The following is a 15,794-nucleotide window of genomic DNA, read 5'->3' on the forward strand; positions in this document are numbered from 1 at the left end:
ATGCGATTTGGCGCGACCATCCTGGACGCAGAAGGACTGCGTCTCACCGCCGATGAAAAGGCGCTGTTTCGCGAAGCAGCGCCTTTTGGCTTTATTCTCTTTGCGCGCAATATCGAGAGCGGCGATCAACTGCGTGCCCTTTGCGACGAGTTTCGCGAAGCCGCCGGGCATGACTGTCTGATTACGATCGACCAGGAAGGCGGGCGCGTGCAGCGGCTTCGTGCGCCGCTGGCGCGGGAGTTTCGCCCGGCGCTCGATCATGTGGAGGCGGCCTCGAACCCGGTGCGGGCGATGTATCTGCGCGCGCGCCTCATTGCGGCGGAACTGCGCGACTATGGCATCGACAGCAACTGTGCGCCGCTCGCTGATGTGGCAAATGCAGAGACCCATCCGTTTCTGCGCAATCGCTGTTACGGATCCAACGTCGAGAGCGTCGCCGCCATTGCCCGCGCCTGTGCCGAAGGACATCTGGATGGTGGCGTGGTGCCGGTGATGAAACACATCCCCGGCCATGGGCGATCAACGAAGGACAGCCACCATGATCTGCCCCATGTGACCGCGCCTGCAGACGTGCTGCGCGCAGAGGATTTTGCCGCCTTTGCAAAGCTCCGGGATCTGCCGATGGCGATGACGGCGCATCTGGTCTACGACGCCTTTGATCCGCGCCCGGCGACGCTTTCACCGGTCATGATGGAGATCATCCGCACTGAGCTGGGCTATGATGGTCTTGTGATGACAGACGACATCTCGATGAAGGCCCTGTGGCAGGACGCAGCCGAGGATCAGGCGCGCATGGCTGGCGGCCCGCATCCCGATGACGAAGTGACCTGGAGTGCCCGATTGGCGCGTCAGTCCCTTGATGCCGGTTGTGATGTGGCGCTTTTCTGCAATTCGTCACTGGCGGCGCGGGCCGAGGTGGTCGCGTCTGCCGGGCAGATGACTAAGGCCGCTCAACGGCGCGCCGAGGCGGCCCTGGCCTGCCGCAAGCCCCCTGTCGTGCTTGACACTGAGGCCGTGGAAGCGGAACTATCTGCCCTCATGGGCGGACAGGTTTATGGCTGACGAGAACACGCTTTTTCCAAAAGAGACACAGACGGTCGAGGAGCGGCTTGAGGCCGAGTCCCTGATCGTGGATGTGCAGGGCTTTGAAGGGCCGCTGGATTTGCTGTTGACGCTCTCGCGCACACAAAAAGTGGATCTGCGCCAGATCTCGGTCTATGAACTCGCGCGCCAGTATCTGACCTTTGTGGAACGCGCCAAGGAGCTGCGCATCGAGCTTGCCGCCGATTATCTGGTTATGGCCGCGTGGCTGGCGTTTCTGAAGTCCCGCCTGCTGCTCCCCCCCGATCCCGAAGAGGATGGTCCCACGGGCGAGGAGCTGGCAGCACATCTGGCGTTTCAGCTTGAGCGGTTGCAGGCGATGCGCGATGCGGCCGCCCGGCTAATGGGCCGGGATCGGCTGGGGCGCGATTTCTTTGCCCGTGGGCAGGCCGAGGACGTGCAGCGCATCAAGACGGTGACCTATACCGCCAACCTTTTGGACCTGATGCAGGGCTATGCGCGCATCCGCACCAAGGATGAGTTCCGCCCCTTCGTGATGGACCGCGAGAGCGTGTTCACCATGGAAGAAGCGCTCGAACGTATGCGCGGGCTGCTTGGATTTACCGGCAGCTGGACCGATATGTTGAGTTATTTGCCAGATGGGTGGCACAGCGATCCGGTCAAACGGCGCTCGGCCACGGCCGCAACATTTGCCGCGTCGCTGCAATTGGTTAAAGAAGGCAAGATGGAGATTCGCCAGACCGACAGTTTCGCCCCGATCCAGCTGCGCAACCGGCCCGAGGATAGCTAATGGACGACCACACCCTCAGCGATACGGCCTCGCCAGAGCGTTCAGACAGCGACAGCCTGTTTGACGCGCCGCCCATGGCCGAGCAGGAGCGTATGGTGGAGGCGGTGCTCTTTGCCAGCGCCGAGCCGGTGACGGTGCGCGATCTCATTGCGCGCATGCCGCATGGCTGCAGACCCAGCGAGGCTCTGGAGCATCTGCGCAAACGCTACGAGGGCCGTGGGGTGCGGGTGGTGCAGGTTGGCGAGGCCTGGGCGATGCGCACGGCGCCTGACCTTGGCTACCTGATGCAAAAGGAAACGGTGGAGACGCGCAAACTCTCGCGTGCGGCCATCGAGACGCTGGCCATCATTGCCTATCACCAGCCGGTGACGCGAGCAGAAATCGAAGAAATCCGCGGTGTGTCGGTGTCGCGCGGCACCATCGATCAACTCCTTGAGATGGAGTGGATCCGGCTGGGACGGCGCAAGATGACACCGGGACGGCCAGTGACCTTTGTGGTGACGCCGGTGTTTCTGGATCACTTCGGCCTCGAAAGCGCGCGTGATCTGCCCGGTCTCAAGGAGCTGCGGGCTGCAGGGCTCCTGGAAAACAGGCCACCGCCGGGGGCCTTCCCGATCGGTCAGGGCGACAGCGAGGATGAGCGCCGTGATGAAGAGCAGGCGGAGCTGTTCGAGGACTGACCCTGCACGCAAAAGCGCGGTAGAGGACGGTCCAGTGCGCGAGGGAATGCAGTGCCTCCCACAGCCCGCGCAAGAGACCCCGCACGTCGGAGCCTGTCGCGCGCCCAGAAAACGCCGTACTCCGTCGTTATGGACTGCAGAGGAACCCAAAACTCAGTGAGGATCGGATGGGGTTTGAGCGGATCGCGAACATGGTTCTGCGGCGACTGATTGGACGGGCGGTGAATGCGGGCGTAAGCGCAGGTATCAAGGCCGTCGCCAAACGCAGTCCAGCCAAGGGAGGTGGACGCCACACCACAGGGGCCCCTGTGGGTCACCGCCCCGGCGCGCCGGTGAAGGCGGAACCTGATAGAAACCCAGATCCGCAGACCGAAATCCTGACCGAGGCGCAGGTCCGGGCCGCAGCCGACGCAAAGGCCGAGCGCGCGCGGATCCGAGAGATCAGGCAGGCGCGTCGGGCGCGCCGGGCTGGGCGGGATCCGTCGTAAAGGGCAGGCTGCTGCGCCGAAGGCTCAGTGCCTCGACCGCAGCAAGGGTGGTGAGCGCCGCCGAAATAAGCACACAGCCCATGATCCCGAGCGCTTGAAAGCCGATACCGCCGACAAAGGGCGCGGCAAAGACGCTGAGGTAGGTTGTGGTCGAATAAAGACCCATGATCGCGCCGCGTTGGCGCACATCCAGCACGGTGAGCCGCGCCACAAGAAGATTCAAGCCAAAGTGCTGGAAGATCCCCCACAGGGCTGCCAGCGCCAGAAAGAGCATATAGCTGGCGCCCAACACGCCCATGGCGAGATAGACAAGGCTCAGCGCGAGGAAAACCGGCGTGGTGGCGCGGGCCATCCCGATACGGTCCAGAATCGGGTCGAGCAGCACCGCACCGCCAAACCCCAGTCCATAGATCAGTGGCAAAAGCCCAGCCTGACCGGTGCTCAGGCCAAGGCTTACCGTGGCGTGGGCACCGGTGTAGGAATAGGTGACATAGAAACTGAGCATCAGCCCGACCGAGGCAAAGATGCCGCGCGCCATGCCCGGCACTCGCAGCGCGCTGAGGGGGGAGCTGGCCGCGCCGCCCGGCTCATCCAGACGCGCAAGCGGGGCGCTTAGGGTCCAGATCAGCGCACAAAGCGCCGCCAAAGCGCCATAAACAGCCCGCCAGCCCACAAGCTCTGCGCTCCATGCGGCGAGGCTTACGCCCAGGACCAGCGACAGGGTCCAGCCGGTGAGCACGGCCCCAACCACGCGGGCTTCGCGCCCCTTTGGGGCAATCACGGCGGCCATCGTGTAGATCGAGGGCAGCGCCGCGCCACCTGCAAGGCCGCAGAGCACTTGCGCCGCGATCAGTGCCGCTAGTGACGGGGCCAGCGCGCTGGCAACAAAGCCAAGGGTCAGCACCGCCAAGGCCATACGCAGCAGACGCCCCGCGCCGATGCGGTCGCCGATCGGGGCGATCAGCAGCGCCGCCGCTGCCACCCCAAGCCCATAGCCGCTCGAGGCCCAGAGCACCTGCGCCGGGCTGGCCGCGAGGTCGGCTCCGACGGTTTGCACCAGAGGCGACAGCAACAGCGCGTTGGTGCCCACGATGGCAATGGCGCACATCAGGGTGGCGATGGAGATCCAGAGCGGTGGGGCAGAAGAGGGCATGACAGGTCTCGTGAGGGATTGAATTTCATTCGGCAGTTCGGCCTAATTGGTGAAACTCATTCTGTGAAGATATGAAAGGCCACGGTATGGAAAAAACAGAGACCATTCGGAGCTCCGCGCGGGCGAGCCGTGGTATTGATGCATTGGACCGAAGAATATTAGGTGCGCTCAGCCGGGATGCCACCCAATCCTATGCCACGATCAGTGAACAGGTCGGGCTCTCGGCACCGGCGGTGCATGAACGTGTGAAACGTCTTCGGGCCTCTGGGGCGATCAAGGCCACCGTCGCACAGATCGACGGCGCGCAAGTGGGAAAGCCGATCCTCGCCTTTATCCATGTCGACACCATTGGCTGGGGTAAAACCCGCGAGATCATGGCGCTCGAAGAGTTTCCCGAGGTGGAGGAAATCCACTCCACCACCGGCAATACCTGTCTCATAATGAAGGTGCGTGTGGCCAGCCCACATGCGCTCGAGGGGCTCTTGTCCAAGATCTACGATATCGAAGGCGTGCGTGGCACCAGCACGTATCTGACGCTTTCGACGGTGCTTGAACGCTCTGCGCAAGCGGATGTCACCGCCGATCTTGAAAGTGTCAGCTACCCGCGCTGACCCATTGTCAGCTGGGGCTGCGGAAATGTTTCGAGAGTTTCAGCCCCTGGCCCTGATAGTTTGAGGCAATCCCCGCGCCATAGAGCTGCTCTGGCAGCTCGGCCATGCGCTCATAGACCAGACGGCCCACCACCTGCCCGTGTTCGAGCACAAAAGGCGCCTCGTGACAGCGCACCTCCAGCACGCCGCGAGAACCAGCCCCCCCGGCCGCGGCATGGCCAAAACCGGGATCAAAAAAGCCCGCGTAATGCACGCGAAACTCGCCCACCATTGCAAGGTAGGGCGCCATCTCAGCCGCGTATTCGGGCGGGATATGCACCGCCTCGCGGCTCACGAGGATGTAGAACGCACCGGGATCAAGGATGATCCGGCCCTTGTCGCTGCGCACTTCCTCCCAATAGTCGCGAGGATCATAAGCGGCGATCCGGTCGAGGTCGATCACGCCGGTGTGCGGTTTGGCGCGGTAGCCCACCAGATCGGTGCCGGGCAGGCGCAGATCGACAGAAAAGCCAAGCCCATCCTCGATCACGGCCTCGCCATCCACCAGTGGGGTCTTTGCGTGGAGATCCGCGAGCGCCGCGTCATCTAGCACGGATTGCCCGTCGCGAAAGCGGATCTGATTGAGCCGCATGCCGGGGCGGGCCAGCACAGAAAAAGAGCGCGGGCAGATCTCGGCATAAAGCGGGCCAGTGTAACCGGCGCGGATGCGGTCGAACTCTTCCCCCCCATCGGTGATGGTCCGGGTCAGCAGGTCGAGCCGCCCGGTGGAGCTTTTGGCATTGGCCACGGCGCTTACTGTATCGGGCAGGTCGAGCGATTCCATCAGCGGCACCACATAGACGCAGCCTTTTTCCAACACGGCACCTTCGCTGAGGTCGATGCGGTGCATCTCAAACTCTTCGAGGCGCTCGGCCACGGTGCGCCCTTGGCCCGCAAGGAATGACGCGCGCACGCGATAGGCGACCTTGCCCAGACGGAGGTCAAGGCTTGCGGGCTGGATCTGACCTTCGCTCAGCGGCGCGTCGATTTTGATGTCTGCACGCGCGAGCATGGTTTCGATCGTCTGGCTGGGCAAAACACCGGTCATAGCTGCGGTTCCCTGATGGCGTCCCTGTCCCGAGGGATGCTGACGCATATTCTGTCATGCCACAATACGCAGAATGCGCGTTGCGAATTCTTTTGGAAAACCAACGGCAAAGCAGGCGGCGGATACACAAACGCCCGAGCGTTTGACCGCTCGGGCGTTTCGTTATGGTCGGGCTAGCAGGACTCGAACCTGCGACCTTCCGTCCCCCAGACGGACGCGCTACCAGGCTGCGCCATAGCCCGTTGTGGGAGCTTTCTACTGCTTTTTGCGGCAGGGGCAAGAGGCGAAATTTATTTTTTCTCGCTTTTTCAATGCGCCTCTCATTGGACCCAATGCTCCCCGATCAGTGCCGGGAGGCGATCTCGCGCAAAGCTGTTGCAATCTCGCGCAACGCGCCTTGTTGCGCTGCCGTCAGTGTACCGAGGCGCGAGAGGCGCTGAAGAGGTCCGGCGGCAAAGCTGCCCTCAGGGGTGTCGGAAACCTCGATCACCCGCGGGCGCGGCGACTCCGCTGTGGGCGTCGAGTCAGCCGCCAAAGGTGTGCGCTCTGTCTCTGGGAACTGATCCAGGGCTGCGGCGTCTTCGGCCTCATCTGTGACCGGGGCAGCGGCGTCACGTTCTTCGGCGGTCTCCGCATTGTCCTCAAAGGGGCCTGCATCAGGCGCGGACTGCGGGTCTGCCTCTGGTGCGGCCTCGGCTGCGGTGTCCGTCATCGCATCGGTCACATCCAATGCGGGGGCGGGATCCTGATCCGAGGTTTCGGTATGCGAATCGGACGCCTCGACCTCGGCGTGAGGCATCTCAGACGCGGGTTCTTCTACTGCGGACACATCGCTATCGTCCGCGCCCGTGATGTCGACATCTGAGGGAGCGGATTCGGTGGTCTCAGCCACGGGAGCGGTGGCCTCTGCCAGGGCGCTGGCCATCTGCGCTGCCGGATCGGCGTTTGTTTCCTCTATGGCCGCCAAGTCCGAAGACACTGGCTCGTCGGAGCCAGGTTGGACAGGCACAGGTTCGTCAAAGGGCGGGTGTTGAGAGTCCGGCGAGTCGAATGCGGGCGCGTCCAGTGCGGGCTCAGAACTGGGGTCGTCCGAGGCAAGAGATTGGATCGCCGTCTCGTCGACGCCTGCACTGTCCTCAATGGGCTGCAAGGCGTCGTGGTTTTCAGGCGCGAAATCAGAGGCTTGATCCGTGTCAGGTTCTTGCGCCATCCCAGTGGTGAGAGCATCGGACGCTGGCGCCTGTGCTGGCATCTGTTGCGGTGCGTCTCCTGTAAAAGAGACCTCGGTTGCAGTCTGTTCAGACATATGGGTGGCGGGGCGCGCGTCTGCAACCGGCGCGGTTGATCCCTCTGAGACAGCCTCTGTCGACCCAGCGTCGGGTGCAGATCCTTGAACTGTCCCCGCCTGATCCACAACGGAGGCGCCAGCGAGATCGTCCGCAGGTGCGTCCGCAACCAGTGCCTCTGCGACCTGATCCTCGGCAGGGGGCATCCCGACAGGCGGCGCGGACATCTGTGACTCTTGTTGAGCCAGTGGATCAGGCTGCGCCGGGGCGGGCTGAGTTGGGTTAGGCGCAGGCGGATCGGAGGCAACAGCTGCGCTGTCGGACGCTGGTGCCTGCTCGGCGTTTTGCGCATCTGCGGCTGCGGCAAAGAAATCCTGCTGGTCGGAATTTGATGCCGAAGAGGGGGCTACAGTGGCGGAGGAAGGTGTTGCCGCCGCACGCACGGCCTGAACCTGTGAGGCCATATCCCGTTGCGGTGCGGCGGCATTTGGAAGGTCCATGGGCATCGCCATTTGACCTGCGGATGTCTGCAGCGTCTGCGCGCCGCCCACATGCGCGCGCACGTGATCGCCTTCCTGTGGCGCACTATCTTCTGCGGCGCCTTCCGGTGTGGAAGGGGTGGGCACGGCTGGCGCAGTATCGCTGGTGGGTGCAAACTCACCCGGTGTTTGGCGCAAAGACGCGGCGGCGGCCTCAGAGGGGGCATCGGAGGAAGCGGGAGCGGCAGGCGGCGTTTGCGCGGGCGGCGTGGCTGGTCCTGCGTCAGCGGGCGCAGGCGACGGCGCGGCAGGCGGTACAGAAGGCGGTGTGCCCAGTGGGGCCGCGCCCGCGTCCTGGCCAGCGCCAGCCTCCGCCCCCAGTGGGGTGGGTGCCGCAGGGGGAGTCGTAGGCTGGGACGGGGTCTCGGTGGACGCCAGGCTCTCGGCAGGCCCCGAGGAAGCTACGTTCTCCGCCAGGGCAGATGTTGCCGCGCTGGATGCATCTGCGGAGGCGGCTGTGGGTGTCTCGCCCTGAGGCGGGGCCATGCTGTCGCCCGGCGCAACGGGGGGCGTCGCCGCTGCAGGCGTCACCGGAGCGGTCGGCGCAGGCGGGGTTGCGGGGTAGGGCGGTGGCGGTGGCGGAGCCGCTTTGCGCTCCGATTGCTCTTCGGCGCCGGGGGGATCGCGGTCTACCAGCGGGGCCTTGGGCTTTTCGACCTCGGATGGCTCAACCCATTTGCTCGCTGGTTTGGCCTCAATCGCTGATTCGTCCTCTTGGTCGCCGTCGAGCGGCTTGGAGAGCGACTGCACATGCTGGATGCCCTCTTCGCGCAACAGGGCTTGTGCCTCTTTGATCGACAGGCCTTCTTCGTGCAGGAGGTGCTGAATACCGCCCAGAAGCAACATATCCGTTGGACGATAGTAGCGCCGTCCACCGGCGCGTTTGACGGGTTTGACCTGCGTAAACTTGCTTTCCCAGAATCGCAGTACATGCGCCGGTACATCCAGCCATTCTGCTACCTCGCTGATGGTGCGAAAGGCGTCAGGGGACTTGGACATGGGGCGACCCTTTATTGGCTGCGGCGCATCGGTCTTGCGCATATGGGTATGGCCCCGCAAACGGGGGCCGGTGCTTCATTTGGTATGATCGGCGAAGACGGTTAACTTTTGTTGCCGTCCGCGACGCGATCTTTCATCAGGTGCGAAGGGCGGAAGGTCAGCACACGGCGGGGCTGGATCGGCACTTCTTCACCGGTTTTGGGATTGCGTCCGACACGGGCGGATTTATCGCGCACGCTGAAGGTTCCAAAAGAGGAGATCTTTACCTGTTCGCCGCGCACCAAAGCGTCCGACATGTGCTGAAGCATGCTCTCGACGAGCTGCGCGCTTTCGTTGCGTGACAGACCAACTTCGCGAAACACCGCCTCGCTCAGATCCATTCTCGTAATCGTTTTTTCAGTCATAGCCATCCCCGTTGTTTCTCAAAACAATAGGAGGTCAGGAATTTCCCTGTCAATATCAATGAATTGGAAGGTGCGGTTTCCCCCGCATTACCACCGCAAAACCACAGCACCCCACGCCAGACCGCCACCAATGGCCTCGGTGACGATGAGATCGCCGGGTTTGATCTGGCCGCGCTCAACCCCGACCGACAGGGCCAGCGGGATGGAGGCAGCGGAGGTGTTCCCGTGATCCTGAACGGTCACGACCACCTTGTCCATGGGCAGGCCCATTTTCTTGGCGGTGCCCTGAATGATGCGGATGTTGGCCTGATGGGGGACGATCCAATCCACCTCGTCGGTGCTGGCACCGGCGCGCTCCAGAGCCGTATGGGCTGTGGAGGCGAGTTTTTCGACTGCGTGGCGGAAGACCTGGTTGCCCTGCATGCGCAGATAGCCGGTCGATTGGGTCGACACGCCACCATCGACATAGAGCAAGTCCTTGTAACGACCGTCAGAATTCAGATCCGTCGCCAGAATGCCGCGATCCTTGGAGGTGCCTTCGCCCTCCTGCGCCTCAAGCAGAATCGCGCCCGCGCCATCTCCAAAAAGCACGCAAGTCGAACGATCCGTCCAGTCCATAATGCGCGAAAACGTCTCGGCACCAATGACCAGAACCCGATCGGCCTGACCAGAGGCAATCAGCGCGTTGGCGTTTGAGAGCGCATAGACAAAGCCCGCGCACACCGCCTGCACATCAAAGGCAAACCCCTTGGTCATGCCAAGCTGCGATTGCACCATGGTTGCGGCGGAGGGAAAGGTCAGATCGGCCGTCGATGTGGCCAGAACAATGGCGTCGACATCATCTGCGCCGCGTCCTGCGGATTTGAGCGCGGCCTCGGCGGCACGAGTGGCCATGTGCGAGGTGGTTTCCCCTTCGGCGGCGAAATGGCGGCGTTCGATCCCGGAACGCGAGCGAATCCATTCGTCAGAGGTATCCAGCGTAGCCTCGAATTCAGCGTTCTCTACAATGCGGTCTGGGAGGTAGTGCCCTGCGCCAATCACAACTGCGCGTCGCGTCATTCGTTTGCCTGCCTTCTAGTTCGTGCTCCCGGTCTCAGAATCGCCGGGTGCGTCCGCGCCTGCGGACGTTGCGTCATCTTGGGCAAGCTCTACGGCGGATGCAACCCGGGCTGCAAGCTTTTCCGCAAATCCTTGTTCTGCAAGAAGAAACGCAAGTTTCACGGCAGCCGAAACGCCCGTGGCATCGGCGCCGCCATGAGATTTCACAACGGTGCCATTGAGGCCGAGGAAAACGCCACCATTGACCCGGCGCGGGTCGATCCGTTTGGCAAGGCGGGACAGCGAGGTATAGGCCAAGAGGGCCGCCAGACGGGATAGGATAGAATATTCAAAGGCTTCGCGGATCGCCGAGCGCAACAGGCTGGCGGTGCCTTCGCCGGTTTTGATCGCGACATTGCCGGTAAAGCCGTCGGTGACGATCACATCTGCGATGTCCCCGGGAATGTCGCTGCCCTCGACAAAGCCGACGAATTCGAAATTCGCCTTCTCTGCGTTCTGAGAGATCAGCGCGTAGGCTTCCTTGAGTTCCGCGCGGCCCTTGTGTTCCTCGGTCCCGACGTTCAACAGCCCCACACGCGGGCAGGGCAGATCCATCGAGTTTCGGATGTAGGAGGTGCCCATCAGGGCGTATTGCAACAGATCCTCTGCATCGGCGCGCACATCGGCGCCCACGTCGAGCATGACGTTAAACCCTTGTGGGTTTCGCGAGGGCCAGAGAATCGCAATGGCCGGGCGATTGACCCCGGGCAGCTTGCGTAGGCGCAGCATCGACAGCGCCATCAGGGCGCCGGTGTTGCCGCAGGAGACAACGCCATCAGCCTCGCCAGAGCGCACGGATTCAAGGGCCGACCACATCGAGGTGCCCTTGCCGTTGCGCATGACTTGGCTTGGCTTGTCTTCCATCGTGACCACATCGCGTGCGTCACGAATCTCCACGCGGCCCTTAAGGGTTTTCCTGCGGGCCACAAGGGGTTCTAACTCTTCAGCGGGACCATGCAGCAGGAACCCGATGTCGGGGTTCTTGCTCGCGGATTTGGCGATGCCTGCGACCACAACGGCCGGGCCGGCATCGCCACCCATGGCGTCCACCGAAATCACGGTGCGGCGGGCATCTGCCTGCGATGGAGCGGTGTTACCCGTCATACGACTGCGTGCCTGCCTGGCATACGTGATCCCGTTTCGACTCAGGCCGCGTCTTCGTCCAGGTCGATCTCGTCGGCCTGTGCTACGATCTCTTTGTCGTCATAGTGGCCGCAGGAGGGGCACACGTGGTGGGGACGACGCAGCTCACCGCAGTTGGAGCATTCGTTCGGGTTTGCAGCAACCAGAGCATCGTGCGCGCGGCGGTTGTTGCGGCGCGATTTGGATACTTTGTTCTGTTGGACAGCCATGTCTCAACCTTTGTCTAACTAGGGCCATCAAGCAGCAGAGCCGTCAGGCGCGTTTCATGTTTCCGTGTCAATCGGTGTGACGTCCGGTGTGACCGTGCGTGTAGGCCGCAGTCGCTCCGATGTCCAACCAAAAATTCCGATGAGCGCGCGAAAATACTGCGAATCTGCGTTTGCGCAAGCGATTTCTTCGTGCTCAGTGGTCGTCAATGCCAGCCTGCCCCCGAGTCGAGAAAAAATTCTGCCTCTTTCGGGGGGCGCATGCCTCTGTGCAGAGGCGGCGCGGCTGGACCTCAGGAGTCCTTGTCGCCGGGTTTCAGCAAATCTGCAAGCCCGGCAAAGGGGCGGGTGTCCTCATCCGTCATCGGCGCTGTGCCGGGTTCGGCGTGAATGTGCTGGCCCAGTTCGGCGCCTTCCTTGCGCGGATATTGCGGCAGATGGAGCGCCACGCTTTCGAGCATCACGTCATAGGGAGAGATGAATTCGCCCAGCTCGTCGATATTGTCGTCATCGCTCATCTCGACCTCTGCTTCGTCGGGAATGGCGATCTCTGCGAGAAACAGGCGCTCCACATCGGTGTCGATGCGGGTGGTGACGGGGTCGAGCGTGACCACGCACGGCTGCGTTACCGTAAAGCCGAGTTTGCCCTTCAAAACCCAGTCACGCTTGCCGCGCGCCTTGATCTCGCCCTCGAACCGCAGCTTGCGCAGGGCATCGACGCCGAGTGCGCTGGCGATCCCGACCAGGGCTTTGGCCTCTGGCGTCAGCGTGAATCGCGTCGGGCGATTCTGGGGCAGATCGGCAACCCGCAGGGCGGCGGTCTCAGAGGGGGTGGAACTCACGAGCGTACTTTCATTTCTTGAACCATTAGCTCGAGTTAGGTAATCGGGACTTCAGTCTTTATCAACCCGAACCGCAGGGGAAGCGCATGATTGCAAGTCCGAAGACCGTAAAATCCGCAATGCGGAGCGCGCTTCTCGTTGGGGTGTTGGTGGCGGTCACCGCCTGCACGGCCCAATACCGCAAGCATGGCTGGGTCCCCGGACCTGATCTTCTCAACGAAGTTGTGGTCGGTGTCGACACGCGTGATTCGGTTTCAGAGACCATCGGCGAGCCCACCATCGACTCGCTGGTGGACGACAGCGGCTATTATTATGTCAGCTCGCGCATCAAACGCTTTGGCCCCAAAGAGCCGGAGGTTGTCTCGCGCGATCTCGTGGCGATCACCTTTGATGGGCGCGGCGTTGTCGACAGCGTGCAGCGCTACACACTGGCGGATGGACGCGCCGTCCCGCTCGAGCGCCGCGTCACCGACTCGAATCTCGAGGACAAGACGTTCCTGCGCCAGTTGATCGGCAACCTTGGCAACTTCAACCCAAGCAGCTTCCTGCAATAACGTCGGTAGCGGTCGCTCCGAGGAGCGGCTAGCAGTCTAAAAGTGGCCCGGGGGATGAATTCGTCACCCGGGTTACACATGTTTTGTGCTAGCAAGAGCCGAGCGTGCCCCAAAAGCGGGGCGCGGCGCACAGAACAGAGACAGACACGAGCAGGCCATGGCGATCCCTTCCCGGTCCCAATCTTCCGACCCAGCGCCGCGCGCAGGTGATCTTTTGTCCAAGGGGCGCTATTGCGCGCGTCTGGCGGCGAATGACGGTGATATCGCCGCCGCGCAGGCCCTGCGCACCTTGTGTTTTGGCACGCTGGATGTGGACCGGGACCATTTTGACGACAGCTGTGCCCATGTTCTGGTCGAAGAACGTGCAAGCGGCACGCTGGTCTGCTGCTTTCGCATGTTGGTGCTGGCGGGCGGGGGCGAGGTCGCGCGCACCTACTCGGCACAGTACTATGACCTTTCCGCATTGGCCGATTTCGACGGGCGCATGGTGGAGATGGGGCGGTTTTGCATCCACCCCGAATGGAGCGATCCGGACATCCTGCGGGTTGCATGGGGCGCGATGACCAGCTTTGTGGACCGCGAGGAGATCCAGATGCTCTTTGGATGCTCGTCCTTCGCGGGAACAGAGACGGCGGTCTATCTGGATGCCTTTGCGATGCTCAAACACCGTCACCTGGCCCCCAAACGTTGGCTGCCCCGCGTCAAGGCCCCCGATGTGTTCCGCTTTGCCGCACGGCTGCGGCGCAAGCCTGACGCCAAGAAGGCGATGCTCCGGATGCCGCCCTTGCTGCGCACCTATCTGATGATGGGCGGCTGGGTCAGCGATCACGCGGTGGTCGACCGGCATATGAACACGCTGCATGTGTTTACAGGGCTGGAAATCGGCGCGATTCCCCCTGCGCGCAAGCGTTTGCTGCGGGCGGTGGCGGGCTAGGCCGCGCCCCCCGGCGCCATGATACATTGACGAAGAGAGCGGAGCGGTTTAGCTCCGCTCTCATGGCACGTATTCCTCTTTTGCAGATGTCCGGGATTTCGCTGACCTTTGGTGGCGATCCGGTGTTTTCCGACCTCGACCTCGTGGTGCAGCCCGGCGACCGGGTTGCGCTTGTGGGGCGCAATGGCTCGGGTAAATCGACCTTGATGAAAGTCATGGCCGGTCTTGTGGAGGCGGATGCCGGCTCCATCGTGATCCCGCCCGGAAATTCCGCCGGCTACATGGAGCAAGACCCCAAGATGGAGGGCTTTGCCACGCTGGGGGATTTTGCGGCCTCGGCACTGGAACCCGGCGAGCTTTATAAAGTGGAGCGCGCAGGCGAGGGGCTGAAGTTCGACCCCGCCCGCCCGGTGGAAACCGCTTCGGGCGGGGAACGTCGGCGCGCGGCGCTGGCGAAACTCATGGCCGAGGCGCCCGAGCTGATGCTCTTGGACGAGCCGACCAACCACCTTGATATCGAAGCGATTTCCTGGCTCGAGGGTGAGCTGGCCTCAACCCGTGCAGCCTTTGTGCTGATCTCGCACGACCGCGCGTTCCTGCGCGCTCTGACCCGCGCGACCCTCTGGGTAGACCGCGGGCAGGTGCGCCGTCAGGACAAGGGGTTCGAGCATTTTGAGGCGTGGCGCGACAAGGTCTGGGAAGAAGAAGACATGCAGCGCCACAAGCTCAACCGCCTGATCAAATCCGAAAGCCGCTGGGCGGTCGAAGGCATCTCGGCCCGGCGCAAACGCAACATGGGTCGGGTGCGCGCTTTGCAGGATCTGAAATCCGAACGCGCCAGCCAGATCAAGCGGCAGGGCGCTGCGGCGATGGAGCTAGAGGCGGGGCCAAAGTCCGGCCGCAAGGTTATCGAGGCCGAAGGTATCACCAAACGCTTTGGCGACAAACAGATCCTCAACCACTTCTCCCTGACAGTGCAGCGCGGTGAGCGCGTCGCCTTTGTGGGGCCGAACGGCGTGGGCAAGACGACGCTGTTGAAGATGCTTCTCGGGCAGGAAACGCCGGATGAGGGCACAGTCAAACTGGGCACGAATCTTGAGGTCGCAGTCTTTGATCAGACCCGCGATCAGCTCGATGGAGATTCGAGCCTGTGGGAGAACCTCACCGCGGATCCCTTGATGGGGATTTCCGGCAAGGCAGATCAGGTGATGGTGCGCGGACAGCCCAAACATGTGGTAGGCTATCTGAAGGAGTTCCTTTTTGATGAGCGCCAAGCCCGCGCACCGGTGCGCTCGCTCTCGGGGGGGGAAAAGGCCCGGCTGCTGCTCGCGAAACTCATGGCGCGCCCGTCGAACATGTTGGTGCTGGACGAGCCGACCAACGACCTCGACGTGGAGACGCTTGATCTGCTGCAGGAGCTTCTGGATGCCTATGACGGCACCGTGCTGCTGGTAAGCCACGACCGGGATTTCCTCGACCGGGTTGCGACGACCACGGTCGCCATGGAAGGGCAGGGGCACGCCACGGTCTATGCGGGCGGCTGGAGCGACTACCTCGCGCAGCGCACTCCGAAAGAGGCGCCTGAGAAGGTCGAGAAATCAAAACCTGCGAAATCCAAACCAAAACCAGAGGCGCAGGCACCCAAAGAGGCGTTGAGTTTCAAGGAAAAGCACCGGCTCGAGGCGCTCCCGGACGAGATTGACCGTCTTGAGAAAGAGATTGCCAAACTCGAAGAGCTGATGGCCGATCCCGAGCTTTTCACCCGCGAGCCGGTGAAATTCAAAAAAGCGACAGAGGCGCTGGTGGAGCGTCAGGAAAAACTCGCCGCTGCCGAGGAAGAATGGCTGACGCTGGAAGAAAAAGCGGCTCAGGCTTGACGCGTCAGAGATATAAGTCGGTCTGATGGGGAGGTGTTTCG

The 15,794-nt window shown here is 62.6% G+C and carries 15 protein-coding genes and 1 tRNA gene; 7 read left to right on the top strand and 9 right to left on the bottom strand.

All coding sequences use genetic code 11. The features are described 5' to 3' along the window. The 3 genes from ACZ1HH_RS04425 to scpB are packed head-to-tail and all read left to right on the top strand — an operon-like array spanning position 1 to position 2,532. Entirely contained in the window at positions 1 to 1,062 is a 1,062-nt protein-coding gene (locus ACZ1HH_RS04425) for a glycoside hydrolase family 3 N-terminal domain-containing protein (RefSeq protein ID WP_487320396.1), read from the top strand. Next, positions 1,055 to 1,852 carry a segregation and condensation protein A gene (locus ACZ1HH_RS04430; RefSeq protein ID WP_011538251.1) on the top strand — a complete coding sequence of 266 codons (798 nt, stop codon included), beginning with the start codon at positions 1,055 to 1,057 and terminating at the stop codon, positions 1,850 to 1,852. The genes ACZ1HH_RS04425 and ACZ1HH_RS04430 overlap by 8 nt, the downstream gene beginning before the upstream one ends. Continuing rightward, on the top strand, positions 1,852 to 2,532 hold the full coding sequence (gene scpB, locus ACZ1HH_RS04435; RefSeq protein ID WP_011538252.1) for an SMC-Scp complex subunit ScpB: 681 nt from the start codon (positions 1,852 to 1,854) through the stop codon (positions 2,530 to 2,532). Before ACZ1HH_RS04430 ends, scpB begins: the two co-directional genes overlap by 1 nt. 441 nt (positions 2,533 to 2,973) lie before the next feature. On the opposite strand, the gene ACZ1HH_RS04440 is transcribed toward scpB, so the two are convergent. After that, the gene (locus ACZ1HH_RS04440) at positions 2,974 to 4,173 is read right to left on the bottom strand and encodes an MFS transporter (protein ID WP_011538254.1); all 1,200 of its coding nucleotides are present in this window, start codon (positions 4,171 to 4,173) and stop codon (positions 2,974 to 2,976) included. Between the two features lie 86 nt (positions 4,174 to 4,259). Here ACZ1HH_RS04440 and ACZ1HH_RS04445 point away from each other — a divergent pair, with 86 nt between their 5' ends. Beyond that, entirely contained in the window at positions 4,260 to 4,784 is a 525-nt protein-coding gene (locus tag ACZ1HH_RS04445) for an Lrp/AsnC family transcriptional regulator (protein WP_472635977.1), read from the top strand. Positions 4,785 to 4,791: 7 nt separating this feature from the next. On the opposite strand, the gene ACZ1HH_RS04450 is transcribed toward ACZ1HH_RS04445, so the two are convergent. The 8 genes from ACZ1HH_RS04450 to ACZ1HH_RS04485 all read right to left on the bottom strand — a co-directional run bounded on the left by ACZ1HH_RS04450 (position 4,792) and on the right by ACZ1HH_RS04485 (position 12,388). Further along, positions 4,792 to 5,871: a 2'-deoxycytidine 5'-triphosphate deaminase gene (locus tag ACZ1HH_RS04450; protein ID WP_416368181.1), complete on the bottom strand. Its 1,080-nt coding sequence runs from the start codon at positions 5,869 to 5,871 to the stop codon at positions 4,792 to 4,794. A gap of 165 nt (positions 5,872 to 6,036) precedes the next feature. Beyond that, positions 6,037 to 6,113, bottom strand: a tRNA-Pro gene (locus ACZ1HH_RS04455). A 101-nt stretch (positions 6,114 to 6,214) separates the two neighbouring features. Continuing rightward, on the bottom strand, positions 6,215 to 8,695 hold the full coding sequence (locus ACZ1HH_RS04460; protein WP_487320397.1) for a MerR family transcriptional regulator: 2,481 nt from the start codon (positions 8,693 to 8,695) through the stop codon (positions 6,215 to 6,217). Between the two features lie 101 nt (positions 8,696 to 8,796). Then, complete coding sequence (ihfA, locus tag ACZ1HH_RS04465; RefSeq protein ID WP_005623412.1) at positions 8,797 to 9,099, bottom strand: integration host factor subunit alpha; 303 nt, start codon at positions 9,097 to 9,099, stop codon at positions 8,797 to 8,799. Positions 9,100 to 9,186: 87 nt separating this feature from the next. Next, the gene (locus ACZ1HH_RS04470; RefSeq protein ID WP_487320398.1) at positions 9,187 to 10,158 is read right to left on the bottom strand and encodes a beta-ketoacyl-ACP synthase III; all 972 of its coding nucleotides are present in this window, start codon (positions 10,156 to 10,158) and stop codon (positions 9,187 to 9,189) included. A 15-nt stretch (positions 10,159 to 10,173) separates the two neighbouring features. After that, the gene (plsX, locus tag ACZ1HH_RS04475; RefSeq protein ID WP_472635979.1) at positions 10,174 to 11,301 is read right to left on the bottom strand and encodes a phosphate acyltransferase PlsX; all 1,128 of its coding nucleotides are present in this window, start codon (positions 11,299 to 11,301) and stop codon (positions 10,174 to 10,176) included. A gap of 41 nt (positions 11,302 to 11,342) precedes the next feature. Further along, entirely contained in the window at positions 11,343 to 11,549 is a 207-nt protein-coding gene (rpmF, locus tag ACZ1HH_RS04480) for a 50S ribosomal protein L32 (RefSeq protein WP_005623419.1), read from the bottom strand. Positions 11,550 to 11,839: 290 nt separating this feature from the next. Continuing rightward, on the bottom strand, positions 11,840 to 12,388 hold the full coding sequence (locus ACZ1HH_RS04485) for a YceD family protein (protein ID WP_011538260.1): 549 nt from the start codon (positions 12,386 to 12,388) through the stop codon (positions 11,840 to 11,842). An 86-nt stretch (positions 12,389 to 12,474) separates the two neighbouring features. Between ACZ1HH_RS04485 and ACZ1HH_RS04490 the strand changes: the two genes are divergently transcribed. From ACZ1HH_RS04490 to ACZ1HH_RS04500, 3 genes are all read left to right on the top strand, one after another. Continuing rightward, on the top strand, positions 12,475 to 12,942 hold the full coding sequence (locus tag ACZ1HH_RS04490; protein ID WP_011538261.1) for an outer membrane protein assembly factor BamE: 468 nt from the start codon (positions 12,475 to 12,477) through the stop codon (positions 12,940 to 12,942). 157 nt (positions 12,943 to 13,099) lie between these two features. Beyond that, positions 13,100 to 13,876 carry a GNAT family N-acetyltransferase gene (locus ACZ1HH_RS04495; protein WP_472635980.1) on the top strand — a complete coding sequence of 259 codons (777 nt, stop codon included), beginning with the start codon at positions 13,100 to 13,102 and terminating at the stop codon, positions 13,874 to 13,876. 62 nt (positions 13,877 to 13,938) lie between these two features. Beyond that, positions 13,939 to 15,753, top strand: coding sequence for an ABC-F family ATP-binding cassette domain-containing protein (locus tag ACZ1HH_RS04500; RefSeq protein WP_487320399.1), 1,815 nt, complete (start codon positions 13,939 to 13,941; stop codon positions 15,751 to 15,753). The last annotated feature ends 41 nt before the right edge of the window (positions 15,754 to 15,794 follow it).

The sequence above is a fragment of the Epibacterium sp. HA2-3 genome (assembly GCF_055693725.2).